This window comes from Brevibacillus fluminis, assembly GCF_003710825.1.
Taxonomy (GTDB): domain Bacteria; phylum Bacillota; class Bacilli; order Brevibacillales; family Brevibacillaceae; genus Brevibacillus_D; species Brevibacillus_D fluminis.
The window spans coordinates 653,839-671,525 of record NZ_RHHQ01000008.1 but is presented as its reverse complement, the minus strand read 5'-3'; the positions used below and the strand labels follow the sequence as shown (position 1 = coordinate 671,525).

Genomic DNA, 17,687 nt, shown 5'->3' with positions numbered 1-17,687 from the left:
GATCGTTGATCGTTTGCGAAGTTACCTGACATTCGTTAAAGCAGCTTCAAACGAGTCGAGAATTTCAAGGAAATGGGACGCTTCCCGGAAGACATGATCCGCGAGAAGCGGGGGAATGATACTTTTGATCTTGCAGGCTTCGATCAGATCACGCGCCGCCTTTTTAAAATCGCGGAGCTGACGAACCGAGATTCTGTTCTGATCCACAAATTGTTCAAGAAGCGGAACTGTTTGCGATTGTGGGCGCATGGAATCCAGGTCAATCGCCTGGAAGAGCAATTGGTCAAAATCGTGGCTGAAATCTCTTGCCTGCTCAACAAGCTTCCGTTCCGAGGGGTCCAGCAAATGATTGATAAATTTCGCGTGGTCAGCCATGATTCGGAGGAAGAAAACATTCTCATTCACAATCGCATCCGGCAATGGGTCTAATGTGCCGGTATTGAGCTGTTTTAGGCGATTCCGAAAGTAATTGGCTTCCCGGCTAATGTGGTCCACCAATAACGGAAAGTTATTGCCACCTGTCTTGCATTGAATAATCAATCCAAGAAGATTCCGTTTAAACGCCCAAATGTGGGAAACCGCCGTATATACGACGTTGTTGAAGTTGTACATGTACTCTGGGTCCGTATTTGCAGTTAAAGCATGTGACTTGTTTTCAATATCCTCGAAAATAGCGTAAAAACGATCAGCTTCTCGAATCAGTTTTGTATCGTCGTAATTGAATCCCAGTTTCAAAAAAAGCGAGTGTTCCTTCATGATTCTTGACCAAAAACGAATTTCTTCTAATGAACGTTCTACAAAATGGTCAGCCATTTTGCCATCTTCAGAGGAACAAAAGAAATCCTGACTATCCACACGAACTCCCCCAATAAAGTAATCAGGATATTTCTATGCGAATACCCAGGGAGTTGTTTAGGCTATGGCCTATAGGGGAAACAAGGAGATAAGCCTAAAAAATCATGCATACCGTGGGGGATGCATGATTTTTTTACGCGTTGGGTGAAAGAGAGTTTTGTACGCATGCAACTTAGTTTACACAGTCTAATGCTTTTCCCCATGTCTTACATTTAGAGAATCCGTCAAAACTGTTTCTCTAGACCCACTTAAACTTGATCAAGTACAATGGCAAAAGTGATTTTTTGTACTTGGGAGGCACAATTGAACATGCAGAATTCAAAATCAGTCGTTGCACTATGGATTAGCCTTTTTAGCAATATAGTGCTGACTGCTGTCAAAATAATCGTTGGCTATTTGTTTAACAGCCAAGTGCTAATCGCGGATGGGATTCACAATGCAGGCGATGTGATTGCAACATTTGCCGCCCTTACGTCCTCAATGGTTTCAAAAAAGCCAGCTGATGAAGATCATCCTTATGGTCATGGGAAGGCAGAAGTGATTGCTTCCGCCATTGTTTCGATTATTTTAGTCTTGGCCGCCCTAGTAATGGTGTACAAATCAATAGAGGCGCTTTTTGAGCCGGCTGCTGAGGCTAGCCTTATCGCTTTGTATGCGGCGTTTATCTCCTTGGTGTGGAAGCAAGTCCTTTATGTTTATTGCATTCGACTTGGAAAAGCCCATAACAGCAAAAGTTTGATTGCCACCGCTAATGATCATTTGGCCGATGTTTATGCATCTATCGCTGCTGTGGTAGGGATTGGGGCGACCTTGATCGGTGAGCATTACGGGATTCCATTCACAGAATATGGCGATCCAATCGCGGGAATCATTGTTTCTTATTTTGTTGTGAAGCTAGCTTATGAAATGGGGAAGGAATCAATCGGAATCCTGATGGAAAAGAACTTGCCGGAGGACCAGTTATTACATTTTAAACATATTGTTTCTTCGATCCCGCAGGTAAAACGTATCGATCGAATTCGGGCAAGAGAACATGGGCATTATGTGATCGTGGATATTCGAGTGAGTGTACCAAATGAATTGACAGTAAAAGAAGGACACGATATTAGTCGATTAATCAAAAAATCGATAATGAACGAGCATCAAGAAGTCGAAGAAGTTTTGGTGCATCTAAACCCGTGGTTTGCAGAGAACGCGGCTGACTAAACAACCGTATTACATTGCCGGTTTCCGTCGACGGGGGCCGGCATGTTTTATTTCCGGCGGAGTCGTTTTCGCGGTAACATGTTTCGACACCGGAACGATTAATATTTTGCGGAACAATCCCGGAATTTTAGCGATGGTTATGAAGAATGTATTATTTTGTAGAATATACTCTCCTATCAAACTATAATGGGAAATGAAAATGGATGATTATTCCTGTTTCAGGTTCTATAAGAGTGTAGGAGGAGAATGATGCAGCATCCAGAAGACAATCGTGATCCAGCCGATGTAAATAAATATCCCGTTCAAGATCCGTGGGAACACGATTTTTGCGAGCTCTACCGTAGAGAGGCAAACCCTCTGTTTGTGGTCGCATTGACGGAGGAGATGATGCCCGAGCGTTATGTGGATGCGAATGAGGCATGGTGCAAAATGGTTGGGTATAGGCGTGAAGAGCTTTTGGAGCTATCTACTTTTCAGCTGAATGGTTCATTGTCCTTGCAGGCATTATCGGACAAGCTTCGAGAATCTTCGGAAGGCGCACCAGTGATTGCGAAATCGGCGGTAGTACAAGCGGGAGAAGAAATCCCGATCGAGATCTGCGGTCGGGTTTTGACATTGGGTGAAAAGCGGAAACATGTCGTAGCGATTGTGCGCACCATCTCAGAACGAACCGGATGTAACGATGAACGTGCACGGCAAAAAGAAACCGAAAAGCGCTTGCGTGAAAGCGAAAAGCGCTATAAGTCGCTGTTTGAGCAAAATATCGACCCGATCGCATCCTTTGATTTGGAAGGCCGCTTCGAACATGTGAATCATGCACTCGAGCGCGTCTCGGGATTCACTTCCGACGAGCTGATCGGCATGCCTTTTCTATCGCTGATCGCACCCGAACGACGTGAGGCCGCACGAGAGAATTTCGAAAAGGTGAAACGTGGGGAATCGCTACACAGCGAAACGATCGTTTTCAACAAGCAAGGCGAGCGGATCGAAATATTCGGTACGTTACTTCCCATCGTCGTTGAAAATCAGATCATCGGAATCCACTGTATTTCAAAAGATATCACCGCAAAAAAACGCGCTGAATGTTTGCTTGATGGCCAATACAGCATTTTGGAAATGATTGCGAAAGACAGCCCGCTGCAGCACGTGCTGACGGAAATCGTTACATGGATTGAGAAGCTGTCAGAAGGCGGGCTTGTCTCCATACTGCTCGCTGATGATGATCAGACGCATTTGATCAATGGCGCTGCCCCAAGTTTGCCTGATCATTTCAATCAGCAAGTCGACGGCCTTGCAATTGGACCAGGCTCCGGATCGTGCGGGGCTGCCGCATATTCGAAAAAACAAGTGATCGTCACCGATATCGCCTATGATCCGTTGTGGAAGAACTATCGCAACCTCGCCATCCTTCATGGGCTGGAAGCGTGTTGGTCGACGCCGATCCTTGATTCGCAAAACAACCTGTTAGGCACATTCGGCATGTATTACCGTAGGCCGCGTTTTCCCACAAAAAGCGATCTGGACTTGATCGACCGGGCCACATACTTGGCCATGCTGGCGATCCAGCACTGCAAATCAAACGCCAAAATCCACTATTTGGCCTATCATGATTCCCTCACAGGTTTGCCGAATTTCCGTTTTTTCCAGGAGCAGATCAACCTTGTGGTGGCGGAGGCTAAAAACGCCAGAAGGCAGGTTGCGATTCTGTTTCTTGATCTGGACCGCTTTAAGCAAATCAATGATTCCTTAGGGCACGATGCCGGTGACGTGTTGTTGCAGATGGTATCTGAGAGGTTGAGGGAAGCGGTTGAAGGTGAAGGGGTGGTTTATCGCCATGGCGGCGACGAATTCATCATCCTGCTCGACGGTACAAATGAGAAGCGGACGGAGCGGATGGCGCAAGCCTTGATGGATGTGCTTTCACAGCCGTTTGCTTTGAACGGACTTGAATTGGTCATAACTGCGAGCATCGGGGTCAGCCTGTATCCTCCCCATGGTGACGATGTTAAAATCTTAATGAAGCGAGCCGTCAATTCGATGTACCATGCGAAGCGGCAAGGGAAAAACAATGTTCAGCTGTACAGTAAGCAAATCGATCAGCTGTCCAAGGCGAACCTGGAAACCGAAATGATGCTGCGCAAGGCATTGGAGCGCGGTGAATTTGTGTTGCACTATCAGCCGCAAGCAGATGTAAAAGCCAGAAGGATTACCGGAGTGGAGTCATTGATCAGGTGGCACAATGCGAAGGAAGGGATGATTGCGCCGGATAAGTTCATTCCCTTGGCGGAAGAAACAGGGCTGATCGTTGCGATCGGAGAATGGGTATTGCGGACAGCATGCAAACAAAACATGAAGTGGCAGGAGATGGGGCTTCCGCCGATGGTCATCTCCGTCAACCTATCCGTCCGTCAATTTTTCCAACCTGACTTAATTGAGATGATCTCGGCGATTTTGGTTGAGACCGGGCTCGAGCCCGAATATCTTGAGTTGGAAATTACAGAGTCAATGATGATGAACATGGATTCGGCAGAACAGATCCTGCATCAGCTTAAAGCGATAGGTGTGAAAATCGCGATCGATGATTTTGGCATGGGCTACAGCTCGCTTAATTATTTGAAACGACTTCCCACCGATCATCTCAAAATCGATCAATCGTTCGTTCGCGACATTTCCAACACATCCAACGATCAAGACATCGTTGCCACGATTATCGCGATGGGGCATACGCTCAAGAAAAAGGTGATTGCGGAAGGCGTCGAGACAAAGGAGCAGCTGCAATTTTTGCAGGAAAAGCAGTGCGATGAAATTCAAGGCTACTACATCAGCAAGCCTGTCGATCCTGCTTATATTCCGTGGGTGATCCACGAACTGAATGAGCGTTTGCGCGAAAAAGCGAAGCCGATTTTCTAATCGTAAGGGAAATCGGCTTCGCTTTTGGTGCATCATTCGTTCTACGAAAACGGCAATAAAACGATTGACAATGAAAGGAGGTTCCTTTATATTCGTTGTACATACAACAAAGTCGAAGAGGTGAAGCTTGATGAGCGATGAAAGCTTTTTGCACAACTGCTTATTTTTTACGACGAATCGCTTGAGCCGCGCCATTACGAAAATGGCGGAGGAGGAATTCGCGATGACGGGGCTGACCCCGATGTACGGGTACTTGATTCGTCTGGTGAACGGGAATCCGGGCATTCCGCATAAAGATCTCGCGGAAAAATTGTATATTACGCCTTCCACGCTAACCCGATTCGTCGATAAGCTGGAGAGCAAGCAGCTGGTTGAGCGGCAAGTGCAAGGAAAGCATGTCTATTTGAATCCCACGGAAAAAGGGAAAGAACTTGAGCAAACGATTCGGACCGCGTCCAATAACTTCTACCGTCGTTATCAAGAAATTCTTGGCGTTGAAAGCTCCATTCAAATGGCCAAAGACATGGAAGTGATGAGTGAACAACTGGAGAAGCGGTAAACTTTTCCAAAATGATATATGTATGTACAACAAACAAAAGGGAGAGAGAGGAATTAAAACATGAGCGTGAAAGCGAAAGCAACGGGTATTCATTATGGATGGATCGTTGTCTTCCTTACTTTTTTGACACTGCTCGTTTCTGCGGGAATCCGGTCGATGCCAAGTATCCTCATGATGCCGTTTGAATATGAATACGGCTGGAGCCGTGCCGGTATTTCCAGCGTCATTTCCATCGGGATTTTCCTGTATGGGCTGACGGGGCCCTTTTCGGCCGCAATGCTGCAAAAATTCGGAATTCGTCGCGTTGTCGTCATATCGTTGGGGATTTTGGCACTCAGTTTGGCGCTTACGCCATTGATGACAGCGCTGTGGCAGTTTGAGATTTTGTGGGGCTTGGTGTCCGGGCTAGCCACTGGGATGATGGCGAACGTGCTGGGCGTTACTGTTAGCAACCAATGGTTTGTGCAGCGCAAAGGACTTGTGGTCGGGCTGCTCACGGCAAGCGCGGCTACCGGCCAGCTGCTGTTTTTGCCGCTGTTGGCAAAAATAACCGTGGACGTGGGTTGGCGCTATGCGATTTATACCGCCGTTGTGGCATTGGTAATCGTGCTTGCGATTGTAGCGATCTGGTTTCGAAATCACCCGTCCGATGTAGGTTTGGCTCCATATGGCACCGACGAAGTTGTTAAGCCGGTTCCGTTTACGGGAAATATCTTTTTGGCGCCACTGCGAGCGCTGCGTTCCGCACTGAAAAACACGACATTTTGGCTGCTTGCCGGCACGTTCTTTTTCTGCGGATTTTCGACCAATGGGTTGATCGGGACGCACCTCATTCCGGCGTGCGGGGATCATGGCATCCCTGAGGTAACAGCAGCTGGCTTGCTTGCCTTGATGGGGCTGTTCGATCTGGTCGGGACGACGCTGTCCGGCTGGCTTTCCGACCGATATGACAGTCGCAAGCTGCTGTTTATCTACTACGGCCTTCGCGGCTTGTCACTGATCTTCCTGCCCTACGCACTAGATGCAGGACCGACAACCTTGCTCATTTTCTCGATCTTCTATGGTCTCGATTGGATCGCGACCGTTCCCCCGACAGTCAAGCTGGCCGCGCAGGAATTCGGTAAAGAAAATGCAGGGATGATTTTTGGCTGGGTTGTGGTGGCTCACCAAGTAGGCGCGTCTGTCGCGGCATACGGAGCCGGTTTGATGCGCGAATGGTTCGGCAGCTACACGATTCCGTTCGTTGCGGCGGGTGTGGTTTGTGTGGTCGCAGCGGTAATGGCGATGCGGATCTCCAGAGCACATGCGAGTGCAGCGATGGTGCAGCTGCAAAAATAAAAGAAAAGGAAAAAGGCAGCTCGGGACGGTGTTCGCAACGTCCCGAGCTGCCTTTGTTTTTATTGTTTAGCCAGGTTCAATTGCCAGGAGACACCGAATCGATCCGCAACCCAAGCGAATTTTTCGCTGAAAGGGTAGGAGGCGAGCGGCATCATCACAAAGCCGCCGTCCGACAGTTTCGCAAAGACATGTTCAATTTCATCATCCGTGTCGCATGTCACAAAGATGGAGAGTGCCGGCGTGAAGGCGTGGCGGTCACCATTCGTGTTATCGATGCACTTGAATTGTTGGCCTTTCAAGGTAAAGCTTGCTTGCAAGACTTTTCCGTCCGCATGGTGGGAAATGTGATTGATTTCGGAATCATCAAATATCGATGTGTAAAAATTCATCGCTTCTTCTGCTTGTCCGGAAAATAGGAAGAAGGGGGTCATTTTTTGTGTGGATGGTCCCATTGGTAATCGGCTCCTTTTCGTATGATTTCGTTCGTTTCACAATCAAAGGGGATCCGTTCAGTCCCAAATTTGCGGGCGCTCCAAACCGGCCATTCTCATATATTGCAAAAATTGTCCGGCATGGACGGAATCGTGGTAGGCGATCCGCAGCAGCATGTCCCCCATGAATCTAGTATACCCTACATCCGACCGGTCGATCAGTCTCGTTTCCAACTCCGCATCGTCCAATGTTTCCACATACGCGATAAAGTCGTCAAAATAGCGCTGTGACCGCTCAATTTCAGCTTCAACGGAGACGATCGGTTCCTTTTCATAGAGCGGAGTTTCCTGTTCGACCACGATGCCATTGTTTTTCACGAGCTGATGGTAGTCATAGGTGCCTGTCCACACGTGACGGATCATTTCGCCGAATGATAGTGCGCCTTGATCAGGGCGCCAAGTCAGCCACTCGTCGGGAAGGCTGCTCCATAACTTGATGGAACGTCTTCGTGTTTCGCGTAAGTTCAGTATGATCAAATTGATTGCTTTCATGAGAGAGCCCCCTGTCTATTCGCTAGATTGTTTCACTATAGCATGGCGAATATTCGCTCTCGATCGAATGATGAATGTAGGGCAAGCGGTAGTAGTAGGCATAAAAAAAGAGACATCCATGAACGATGTCTCAGCTGTAGGTCGATCCGACATAGCGGCCGTAATCGGGAACGGCGACGCGGTCGAATTCGTTTGCCAATGCGGTTAAGCCTTCTCGAAGTGTCGTGCCCGATACAGGCGGGCCATGTCCTGTAACCGCGGCGGACGGCAGCAGTGCTTGCAGTTTCCGGACCGATTCTTTGGCGGCATGCCAGTCGGTTGTAAGGTACCGCGGTGGTCCGCTGATTTCCTGCATTTGTGTGATCACCTTGAACAGCGCGTCTTGCCTGACGGTGATGAAGGCGTCGCCAGCAATGAGCATGCGGTCCTTCTCGCGGAACAAGGAGATGTGGCCGGGTGCGTGTCCTGGCGTATGCAGCCATCTCCATTCAGGCATATTCGGGATGCTACCGTCGGAAGGCAGTTTTTGCAAATGGTCGGAGATGTCGATTCCTTCATTCGGAAAGAGGGGTGACATCTTAGCGACGAGGCCGCCCTCAACGGTTGCATCTGGTTCTGGATAATCGGCTTTTCCCGTGAGATAGGGCAGCTCCAGTTCATGGGCATACACAGGAACGTCCCAGTGCTGGGCCAATTCGCGAACAGCCCCGATATGATCGAAATGACCGTGGGTGAGAATGATCGCCCGTGGGCGGGCATTTGGACCGAACCGCTCTTCCGCAGCGGAACGTATCAAGTCAGCCGATTTCGGCATGCCGGTATCCACGAGGACCCATCCATCAGGCTTTCCGGGATTGCCGACAAAGCAGACGTTTACCACTTGGATGCAAAAGCAATACAGATCATGACCGACCTCTTCCCCCTGACCGCTCGATACCGAGGTGACGGGGATATAATCGTCGATTTCCACAAGGCGACCTCCCATTTCGTAAAAGGATGTTGGCACCTTTTTACTTTCTGCAGAGATCGTGAGAAATATGTTGGTACCTCATTCATAGTTCCGAGATGGCTTGCGCTTACCTGTTTTTTCTCGCAAGGTCAAAAGGGAATGGTGGAGGCAACCGCTATTTGATGGTACACTGAGAGGAATGACGCTCGATCGGTTAGGAAAAAAGGACCATAGTGCGGGGAAATGATTTGATTAACGAGGCAGGGATTCTGGATGAGAGCGATGCTGGTAGATGACGAACAAATGCCATTGCTTCATTTGAAGAGAATGTTGGAGTGCGACATGGATGAAATCGATGTGATCGAAACGTTCACCGATCCTTCGATAGCGCTTGAGCGGGCAAAAGCGCTGCAACCGGATGTCGTATTTTTGGACATCAACATGCCTCAGATGAATGGCTTGGAAGTGGGGGAGCGTCTTCAGGCGCTGCTACCTGCTGCTCAGATTGTGTTCGTGACCGGCTACGATAAATATGCGGTGGATGCCTTCGATCTTTGCGCGCTCGATTATGTCATGAAGCCGGTTCAGTTGAAACGTTTGCAAAAAACGATACAGCGGCTAAAAGAACGCTTCAAAGGCACTCAGCCGAAACCAGCGGAAATCAAACCGGCTGAACCAGAACCGCTGCTTAGGATCAATTGCTTCACCCGCATTGAACTGCAGGTACCAGGAACGGAGCCGCAATCCATCAAATGGCGGACGGCCAAAGCACGAGAGCTGTTCGCCTACTTGCTCCATCACCGGAATCGGATGATCGCAAATGACACGGTGCTCGAACTGTTCTGGCCCGATTGTGATGCGGCAAAAGGCATGACACAGCTGTACACGACGATCTATTTGATTCGGCAAACGGTCAAGCGGTGCGGATTGGCATCCTTCCTTTCGATCAATCGCGAAAATCTCGAAACCGGCTACAAGCTGACGGTCGATGAGGCGCGCTTCGAAACGGAAGAATGGGAACATTCAGTCAAACAGGCAGGTACACTCAGGACAGACAACCGACATGTTTTCGAACAGCTGTTGGAGCGATATACAGGTGATTACTACGGTGACTATGAGTATATATGGGCCGAGCATGAACGGGAACGATTGCGGCGACTATGGCTGCAGCTAGCCCAAAAGCTGAGCCGATTTTATCGCGAGCACAGGATGCTACAAGAGGCAATCCGCATCCATCTGCGCATTCAGCAATTCTACCCGCTCGATGAGGAGAGCTACACGACGCTGATGAAGCTGTATGATGCGACGGGCAACAGAGCGGCTGTAGACGAACAGTATTCACTGCTTGCGACCAGATGGCAAACGGAGCTGGATTCAGAAGTGAATGAGGACATTAAGGAATGGTACGCACAATGGAGGCTCGCGTAAGGCGCGGTCCAGGAATAAAGAGAATAGCGGCAAAGCGGCGTCTGGCAATCGGGCGTCGCTTTTCGTTTTGCACGTGGCGGCATGATGGGGGCTCATCGACCTATGAAAAATTTACCATAGATTTACGTACTCTCCACAAGAAAACTAGCTTTCATTGAGTAAAGTTTAGGAGAGAGTAAAATCTTCCAGCATTCGACATAAGGGGGGCCATGTCGCTTGAGTATAAAGAGCAAGCTCATTATCGGATTTTCTACTGTTTTGCTGCTGTTGATTCTGATTAGCAGCCTCTCCTATCTGATTCTCGTCAAGGCAGGGGAACAAGCGAAAGTGATCGAAGGGAAATGGGTGCCGAGCGTGTCAGTGCTCGGGAAAATTCAAACGGAAGTCTCCAATATCGCCCGCATTGTGCTGGAAATCACGCTCGAATCGCAGCCTGACCATATCGACGCCAAAAAGGAGCTTTTGCAAGCTTCCATGACGCAACTAGACAAGTACCGCAAACAGTATGAAACGATGATGGATACGGCCGAGCAAAAGAAACTATATCAGTCATTCGGGGAAAACTGGGCGGAGTTCAGCGCCAAAGTACCGGAGATTATTGATAAATCGCAGCTGGGGGATACGCTTTTTGCCAATCTCGATTACATTACGATCCATCCGAAATGGGAGGAAGCCAGCCAAATCGTGCAAAAGCTGGTCGACATCAACGAAAAAGGAGCATACGCTTCCACGCGCTCTTCCGTGGCTTCCGCCAAATCAGCGGTGGTTTGGATCAGCATCTTGTCGGCGACGGCGATCTTGGTGGGAGTAGCCCTGGCCCTCCTGCTCTCCTGGCAAATTACCCGTCCGTTGAAAAAGCTGCAGCGGGAGCTGGGCGAGCTTGCCGATAATGGTGGCGACCTCACCCGCCAGATTCAAATCAACAGCAAGGATGAGCTAGGAACGCTGGCGAGAGCCGTCAACGACTTTTTGGCGAACCTCCGCATCATCGTTTCGCACATTTTGGCGCAGGAAGGACGCATCGTCGATCTCTCCACATTTTTGTCTGATCGGGCGAGCTACTCCAATGAAACGAGCAAGCAAATTGCCTATACATTGAATGAAATGGCAGCAGGGTCTAGCAAGCTATCGGAGCATGCGACAGATATATACAGTAAAATGGAGGGCACACAGCAAAAGGTGATGGCGGGCTTTCAAAAAGCGGAGGATACGGTAACAAGCGCGCAAACCTCTACGATTGTCGCAACGGAAGGGATGCGATCGATGAAGGTGGCGATCGACCATTTGATGGTGATCAATCAGATGAACGCCGGGTCTTCTCGATCGATCCGGCTGCTTGAGGCGCGGTCCAATGAAATCGGCGGCATTGTGACGACGATCAAGGAGATTTCCAAGCAAACGAATCTTCTTGCTTTAAACGCAGCGATCGAGGCGGCACGGGCCGGATCGCATGGCAAAGGCTTTGCTGTGGTCGCAGACGAGGTGCGCAATCTGGCTGAGGAGACGAAGCAGGCTGCCGAACAGATCGCCGGCCTCATCCATACGATGCAAAACGAGATTAGTACGACCGTTTCCGCTATGGAGGAAAATATCCACTCGATTGATGATCAGGTGAAGATGATTGAAAAAGGCGGGGAGGCACTGCATCAAATCGTCCGTCATGTCGAGCAAACGGAGCGGGACGTCGAGCAAATGCGTTCCATCTACGCTGCCTTGAATCACGATTCGCGCGTAGTGCTGGATCAGGTGGAGGAAATTTCGGGCATCATGGAGCAGGCCGCCGCGGGTTCCCAGCAAATCGCAACGATTACAGATGAACAGCTCAGCACCATGGATGCGATTTTCCATAACTCGCTGGAATTCAAAGAACTGGCGGGCAATCTGCGGGCAGAAGTCAGCAAATTTGTGGTCCAATAGAAAAAAGAGCCGGGGCGCGAAAACCCCGGCTCTTTTTTAGCCGATGATAACGAATGCTGCAACACCTGCTGGAACATTCCGCGTGCGGAACAAAACGCCAGCGCTGTTGAACGTGGTAATGACGATCGGCGAGCGGAGCGGCGTGCGAAGGCGGGAGAATACCGCTACACCGAAGCTGTCAAAACGGGTGGCTTGGATGAAGGTTCCATCCGGAAAGCGCGCGATCGCAAAAAAGCCGGTCGTGTTAAATGGAACGCCATTCCCATTGCACCATACGACGGTGAACCGTCTGAAGCGTTGGGTAGAGCGAACCAGGTTTTTCAGCTTGGCGACACTGATCTGTTTCACAGGGCCTTTCAATCGAGTGGGGCGAGGACGAACTGCCATGAAAATCACCTCCTCATTGTTGCTTCTCTATTAGATGCGCAAAGAGCTGGCTTGGACAGTGCGATGAACTAGTTTTGAAAAAATGAGAAATGCGACCAAGCTTGAGGTAGATTTGACGGTCTGGGGGAGGGTGCTATAATCGGGTTATATGAAAACGTTTCGCAAGCGCGGAAAAAAATAGAGTCGCTGTTTTGGGGAGGACCGAGTGGTAACGATCAAAGATGTGGCAAAATTAGCGGGAGTTGCTGTTTCGACCGCATCCAATGCGCTAAACGGCAAATATGGCGTAAAGCCTGAGACGCAGAGGCGCGTGATGGAAGCCGCCAGACAGCTAAATTATTTTCCAAGTCCGATCGCTAAAGGCTTGGTGACCAATAGCACGCGTAATGTTAGCATCGTCGTCTGTGGGCCTTCTTCTAGCGATCTAATCGCGAACCCTGTTACGTTTGACGTAATGACCGCGATCGCCACCGAACTCGGGGGGCGCGGCTATCATGCGATGCTGTCGATTGTACGGGTGGAGGAAGAAGAGGAAACGATCAGTAGAATTATCCAGAGCCGATCGGCTGACGCTTTAATTTTGATCGGCACACAGAGAAGTGACGCTGATTTGTCCCGCCTGCTCGAAACGAGCACCATTCCCTCGCTTGTCGTCACTCGCGGGATTACCACTGACCATACGTTAGCGGTATCGGTCGATAACCATCTTTGCGGATACATGGCGACGCGTTACTTGCTTGAGATGGGGCATATCCGCATCGGCTTTGTCGGAGCCACACCCGGTTTGGGCATGGCGGAGGAGCGGCTAAACGGCTATCGGGATGCTTTGGCGGAGGCGGGCATTGCTTTCGACGAATCGCTGGCGGTAGAGGGCGATTACGATCAGCAATCAGGCTTGAACGGCGTACGGCAGCTGCTGCGGCAATCACCGCGTCGACCGACTGCCATTTTTGCCGCAAATGATTTGATGGCGCTCGGCGCAATGGAGGCGCTTAGACAGGAAGGGCTCCGCATACCGGAGGATGTATCGCTCATCGGCTGCGATAATATCCCGAATTTGCATTTGCTGCGGGTTCCCTTGACCACCATTGCCATTCCGTTTGGGGAAATCGGCCGATTGGCTGCTAAGAAGATCATTGGAACATTGGAAGGGACAGACCGGTTGCCGGATAAGAGCGTGCTTGTGCCAGAGCTGCGTATCCGGGAGTCTGTGAAGCGCTTGGAATAAAACCCGTTTTCCCGGTTGGGGATGCGGGTTTTTCTTTTACGTGCAACCAGTTTTTCTCACAAATAAAAATCAAATTTTTCCTTGACATCTTCCTGAAATATTTCTTATGTAGGCTATGAATTGTAAAGGAGATCACTTCTCCTAAAAAACACTTAAAGGAGTTTGGTCAGAATGAAAAAAGTAGTTTCGAAAATTATGGCAGCAGCAATTGTACTAACAGCGTTGGCACCAACCGCATCTTCATTTGCGGCAACGAACGATACAACGACAACCACACAAGCGAAAGCTGTGCATCAAAAATTTGGACAAACAGCTGAAGATAGAAAAGCGAATCAAGAAGAGCTCTTGAAAATCATCGCGAAATACAGCCCGGATTTGACTGAAGACTTCCAAGCGATTTTTGAAAAAATGGACAGCCTGAAAGACCGCAAAGGTCCAGAGCTGGACGGTGCAACCAAGCAGAAGCTGGATGAAATCAAAGCGAAGGTAGAAGCAGGCACGCTGACAAAAGAGGAAGCACAGGCAGAAATCGAAAAATTGGGCGTCAAATTCTTTGGCCATAGAGGCGGCGATTTCGGCGGCAAACAGCTTGATGATGCGACCAAACAAAAAGTAGAAGACATTCGCGCACAAGAAAAAGCGGGCACATTGACAAAAGAAGAAGCGAAAGCGGAAATGGAAAAACTCGGGGTGGCTTTCCATGATCACAAAGACGGCGATTTCGGCGGCAAACAGCTCGATGACGCAACCAAACAAAAAGTAGAAGACATTCGCGCACAAGAAAAAGCGGGCACATTGACAAAAGAAGAAGCGAAAGCGGAAATGGAAAAACTCGGGGTGACATTCCATGATCGCAAAGACGGCGACATCGGCGGCAAAAAGCTGGATGACGCGACGAAACAAAAATTGGAAGACATCAAAGCCCAAGAAAAAGCAGGTACACTGACAAAAGAGGAAGCGAAAGCGGAAATCGAGAAGCTCGGCATCAAATTCCATGAGCACAAAGACGGCTTCTTCGGCCAAAATCTCGATGATGCGACCAAACAAAAGCTGGAGGACATCCAAGCACAGGTGAAAGCCGGCACGCTGACAAAAGAAGAAGCGAAAGCCGCAATTGAGAAACTCGGGATCAAATTCCCTGAGCACAAAGGCAATGGCATCGGCGATCTGGAAAAACAAGTGAAGGATGCGGCTGCTGCGGATGACGCAGAAAAAGTGAAGGAATTGCTGACTGAAATGCTGACCAAGCTGCAAAGCATTCCACAACCGCCAGCACAAGAACAAGCTGCTGAATAATCAGCAAACGGTCCCTGGCAAGACGAAAGCGACAGAAACCACACACCCGGAAATCCTCGATTGATATCGGGGATTTTCGTGTATAATGGCGGTAAGAAATGAGGGGAGAGCTAATGAAAAGCATCTTGATCGTCGAAGATGAGCTGACGATTTCGCGTGTGCTGAAAGCATATTTGGAAAAGGCAGGTTTTCACGTGGAGCAAGCTTTCACCGGTGATGAAGCCTTGCAAAAGTTCGATGCGATCAATCCGAGCCTCGTGCTGCTCGATGTCATGCTCCCCGGGCAAAACGGCTGGAGCATTTTGCAATATATCCGCGAAAAAAGCGCCTGTCCCGTCATCATGCTGACGGCGCTCGGCCAGATTAACCAAAAGCTGAACGGGCTGAACCAAGGCGCCGACGATTACATGACCAAGCCTTTCATCGCAGAAGAGGTGGTCGCACGGGTAAAAGCTGTGCTGCGCCGCTCCACACAAGTGATGGAGGCCGATGAAACCAAGTATTTCGGCAGCTTGAAGGTCGATTTCGTCGCACACACGGTGACATTGCACGGAATCGAATTGAATTTTAATCCGCGTGAGCTGTCATTGTTTTTGTTCCTTGCGCAAAATCAAAATCAAATGTTTTCTCGCGAGCAGCTGATCGAAAATGTATGGGGCATGGATTACGAGGGTAGCGACCGCGCCGTAGATTTGGCGATCACACGTATCAGACGAACGCTGCAAAACTGGCCCGTCTCCGAAGGGGAAATCCGCACGTATCGGGGATTGGGGTATAAATTCTGTGTCTATGAGTAAACAACAGCGCACATCTCTCTTAAACTATTGGACGACCCGCTACCTCATCACGCTGGTCATCGGATTGGTTGTGTTCGGCGTCGTCGCGACCTTATGGATCAATTATAGTGAAAAACAGCGTCGCCTCGATGTCATGCGGTTTATGGCAGCCGAAATCTCCGAACGGATCGTTGACGAAAACGGCCGAATCGAAGTCGGACCGTTTTTAAAGCCGATTTTTGACAGGCAGCGAGCCTTTTTGCAATTCGATGGACAGCCCTTTTTGATGGTTCTTGATAAAAATAAACAGGTCATGCTGACCAATCCGCCGCGCAAGTTTCCTGACGAATTAATCGGCACTATTGATAAACTACTGGGGAACGACCAGACTGTCGATCAAATCACGATGCGCCATGGCGAGCAGATGTACGTGGTTAAGCGCAAAATCGAAAGTAACAACCAGACGATCGGGTGGGTCGTGCTGATGTCTCCGGAAAAAGACATCAAGCGCAATCTTGGCGATTATCAGCTGCTTTTTGTTATGCTGGGGGCGCTTGCTTTGCTCGGGTGGGTCGTCATTTACCTTTTGACGCGTAAGCTAGCCAAACCGATCAAGGAAGTGGTCAACGCCGCCAAGCAGATTGTGGCGGGTAACTATGATATTCATCTGGACAAAGACAGCAAGGAGAAGGAACTGTTTGAGCTTGTCCACTCCTTTAAAGAAATGGCCGATCGACTGGGGCATCTGGAAATGATGCGGACCGAGCTTTTGGCTGGCGTGACACATGAATTGAAAACGCCGGTCACATCGATCAGCGGCTTGGTTCAGGCGGTGCGCGACGATATTGTCACCGGGGATGAGGCAAAGGAATTTCTCGATATATGTTCCAAGGAAACAAACAAGCTTCGCAAAATGGTCGAAGATTTGCTGGAATTCAACACATTTGCGGTCGGCGAAATTACCATCCACAAAGAAACGTTGAACATCAACTCATTGGTGCAGGAGATCACCTACCAATGGCACATCATGCAGGATGAAAATACGATTCAGCTGGAAAAATCGATTCCTTCCGCCAACATTACTGCAGCAACAGATGCGCTGCGGGTACAGCAAATTTTGTATAACTTGCTGAACAACGCCAAGCAAGCGACCAAAGACGACGGCAAGATCGAGGTTCGCCTCTATGAAGCTGATGGGCAAATCTGCATCGATGTACAAGACAACGGACGCGGCATCCCGCCCGAAGAACAAACGATGATCTTCGAAAAATTTTTCCGCGGCGAGGAGAAAAAACACAAAGTCCGCGGCCTCGGCTTAGGCCTGCCCTTCAGCAGATTAATGGCCCAAGCGCTAGGCGGAACCCTCGAATTGAAAGAAAGCTCACCAGAAGGCACGGCATTCATGCTGCGCATGCCAAAAGATGAATAAAGCAAGTGAGACAATATGGGAGCAATTATAACCATATTGTCTTTTTTCTTTCTTTGAATCTTATACTTTTTTGTTTTTCCTATCCCTATCCCGAAAAATTCCAAAGTAGGGGCAGCAGCCAGGGATTCGGGAAAAAAGCGGTGCGCAGCCTTGAGCATGCCGCCCAGGCTCTGCAGAAAAAAAGGAACATCTTTCGCGCAGCATACATCCTGAGATACTCCCGCCGCGCAGCGAGTGGCATTGTTGCGCGGTTCCTTTTTTTCTGCAGAGCCGGCCACCCCGACCCCCAGCAGGCATGCTAACAGCGCAGCGACGCTTTTTTCCCGAATCCCCTCACCTCCACCAAAGCCAATCCCCTGCTTTGGAATTCCCCCCCTTTTTGACATTCTCCTGAAACAAATCTGACGTACAGTTACATAAAGAACG

15 protein-coding genes are annotated in these 17,687 nt (G+C 49.4%); 10 read left to right on the top strand and 5 right to left on the bottom strand.

What is annotated here, in order from left to right; translation table 11 throughout:
- Positions 1–21: 21 nt before the first annotated feature.
- Positions 22–813 (bottom strand): DUF2935 domain-containing protein, encoded by a 792-nt coding sequence (locus EDM56_RS12505; RefSeq protein ID WP_122918301.1) that lies wholly within the window; start codon positions 811–813, stop codon positions 22–24.
- 345 nt (positions 814–1,158) lie between these two features.
- Here EDM56_RS12505 and EDM56_RS12500 point away from each other — a divergent pair, with 345 nt between their 5' ends.
- The 4 genes from EDM56_RS12500 (at position 1,159) to EDM56_RS12485 (ending at position 6,868) form a co-directional block, all read left to right on the top strand.
- Positions 1,159–2,061: a cation diffusion facilitator family transporter gene (locus tag EDM56_RS12500; protein ID WP_425456300.1), complete on the top strand. Its 903-nt coding sequence runs from the start codon at positions 1,159–1,161 to the stop codon at positions 2,059–2,061.
- Positions 2,062–2,310: 249 nt separating this feature from the next.
- Positions 2,311–4,971 carry a bifunctional diguanylate cyclase/phosphodiesterase gene (locus tag EDM56_RS12495; RefSeq protein ID WP_183192408.1) on the top strand — a complete coding sequence of 887 codons (2,661 nt, stop codon included), beginning with the start codon at positions 2,311–2,313 and terminating at the stop codon, positions 4,969–4,971.
- A gap of 130 nt (positions 4,972–5,101) precedes the next feature.
- A complete protein-coding gene (locus tag EDM56_RS12490; protein WP_122918217.1) occupies positions 5,102–5,530 on the top strand; it encodes a MarR family winged helix-turn-helix transcriptional regulator in 429 nt (142 codons plus the stop codon).
- 60 nt (positions 5,531–5,590) lie between these two features.
- Positions 5,591–6,868 (top strand): MFS transporter, encoded by a 1,278-nt coding sequence (locus tag EDM56_RS12485; RefSeq protein ID WP_122918216.1) that lies wholly within the window; start codon positions 5,591–5,593, stop codon positions 6,866–6,868.
- A 59-nt stretch (positions 6,869–6,927) separates the two neighbouring features.
- On the opposite strand, the gene EDM56_RS12480 is transcribed toward EDM56_RS12485, so the two are convergent.
- From EDM56_RS12480 to EDM56_RS12470, 3 genes are all read right to left on the bottom strand, one after another.
- Positions 6,928–7,320, bottom strand: coding sequence for a VOC family protein (locus EDM56_RS12480; protein WP_122918215.1), 393 nt, complete (start codon positions 7,318–7,320; stop codon positions 6,928–6,930).
- Between the two features lie 57 nt (positions 7,321–7,377).
- Entirely contained in the window at positions 7,378–7,851 is a 474-nt protein-coding gene (locus tag EDM56_RS12475) for a DinB family protein (RefSeq protein ID WP_122918214.1), read from the bottom strand.
- 130 nt (positions 7,852–7,981) lie between these two features.
- The gene (locus tag EDM56_RS12470; protein ID WP_425456299.1) at positions 7,982–8,821 is read right to left on the bottom strand and encodes an MBL fold metallo-hydrolase; all 840 of its coding nucleotides are present in this window, start codon (positions 8,819–8,821) and stop codon (positions 7,982–7,984) included.
- Positions 8,822–9,073: 252 nt separating this feature from the next.
- On the opposite strand from EDM56_RS12470, the gene EDM56_RS12465 reads away from it, so the two are divergent.
- Both EDM56_RS12465 and EDM56_RS12460 read left to right on the top strand, forming a co-directional pair.
- Positions 9,074–10,228: a response regulator gene (locus EDM56_RS12465; protein ID WP_122918213.1), complete on the top strand. Its 1,155-nt coding sequence runs from the start codon at positions 9,074–9,076 to the stop codon at positions 10,226–10,228.
- A gap of 216 nt (positions 10,229–10,444) precedes the next feature.
- Positions 10,445–12,145 (top strand): HAMP domain-containing methyl-accepting chemotaxis protein, encoded by a 1,701-nt coding sequence (locus EDM56_RS12460; protein WP_122918212.1) that lies wholly within the window; start codon positions 10,445–10,447, stop codon positions 12,143–12,145.
- Positions 12,146–12,181: 36 nt separating this feature from the next.
- Here the strand turns inward: EDM56_RS12460 and EDM56_RS12455 are convergent, their stop codons facing one another.
- Positions 12,182–12,532, bottom strand: a complete 351-nt coding sequence (locus EDM56_RS12455) for a hypothetical protein (RefSeq protein ID WP_122918211.1) — start codon at positions 12,530–12,532, stop codon at positions 12,182–12,184.
- A 205-nt stretch (positions 12,533–12,737) separates the two neighbouring features.
- Between EDM56_RS12455 and EDM56_RS12450 the strand changes: the two genes are divergently transcribed.
- From EDM56_RS12450 to EDM56_RS12435, 4 genes are all read left to right on the top strand, one after another.
- On the top strand, positions 12,738–13,760 hold the full coding sequence (locus tag EDM56_RS12450) for a LacI family DNA-binding transcriptional regulator (protein WP_122918210.1): 1,023 nt from the start codon (positions 12,738–12,740) through the stop codon (positions 13,758–13,760).
- Positions 13,761–13,931: 171 nt separating this feature from the next.
- Positions 13,932–15,056 (top strand): hypothetical protein, encoded by a 1,125-nt coding sequence (locus EDM56_RS12445; RefSeq protein ID WP_122918209.1) that lies wholly within the window; start codon positions 13,932–13,934, stop codon positions 15,054–15,056.
- Between the two features lie 113 nt (positions 15,057–15,169).
- Positions 15,170–15,853, top strand: a complete 684-nt coding sequence (locus EDM56_RS12440) for a response regulator transcription factor (protein ID WP_122918208.1) — start codon at positions 15,170–15,172, stop codon at positions 15,851–15,853.
- Positions 15,846–17,261, top strand: coding sequence for a HAMP domain-containing sensor histidine kinase (locus tag EDM56_RS12435; RefSeq protein ID WP_122918207.1), 1,416 nt, complete (start codon positions 15,846–15,848; stop codon positions 17,259–17,261). Before EDM56_RS12440 ends, EDM56_RS12435 begins: the two co-directional genes overlap by 8 nt.
- The last annotated feature ends 426 nt before the right edge of the window (positions 17,262–17,687 follow it).

Coding starts and splice junctions, on each gene's coding strand:
- EDM56_RS12505 (WP_122918301.1), bottom strand. CDS start 813: ATGGCTGACCATTTTGTAGAACGTTCATTAGAAGAAATTCGTTTTTGG.
- EDM56_RS12495 (WP_183192408.1), top strand. CDS start 2,311: ATGCAGCATCCAGAAGACAATCGTGATCCAGCCGATGTAAATAAATAT.
- EDM56_RS12490 (WP_122918217.1), top strand. CDS start 5,102: ATGAGCGATGAAAGCTTTTTGCACAACTGCTTATTTTTTACGACGAAT.
- EDM56_RS12485 (WP_122918216.1), top strand. CDS start 5,591: ATGAGCGTGAAAGCGAAAGCAACGGGTATTCATTATGGATGGATCGTT.
- EDM56_RS12480 (WP_122918215.1), bottom strand. CDS start 7,320: ATGGGACCATCCACACAAAAAATGACCCCCTTCTTCCTATTTTCCGGA.
- EDM56_RS12475 (WP_122918214.1), bottom strand. CDS start 7,851: ATGAAAGCAATCAATTTGATCATACTGAACTTACGCGAAACACGAAGA.
- EDM56_RS12465 (WP_122918213.1), top strand. CDS start 9,074: ATGAGAGCGATGCTGGTAGATGACGAACAAATGCCATTGCTTCATTTG.
- EDM56_RS12455 (WP_122918211.1), bottom strand. CDS start 12,532: ATGGCAGTTCGTCCTCGCCCCACTCGATTGAAAGGCCCTGTGAAACAG.
- EDM56_RS12445 (WP_122918209.1), top strand. CDS start 13,932: ATGAAAAAAGTAGTTTCGAAAATTATGGCAGCAGCAATTGTACTAACA.
- EDM56_RS12440 (WP_122918208.1), top strand. CDS start 15,170: ATGAAAAGCATCTTGATCGTCGAAGATGAGCTGACGATTTCGCGTGTG.
- EDM56_RS12435 (WP_122918207.1), top strand. CDS start 15,846: ATGAGTAAACAACAGCGCACATCTCTCTTAAACTATTGGACGACCCGC.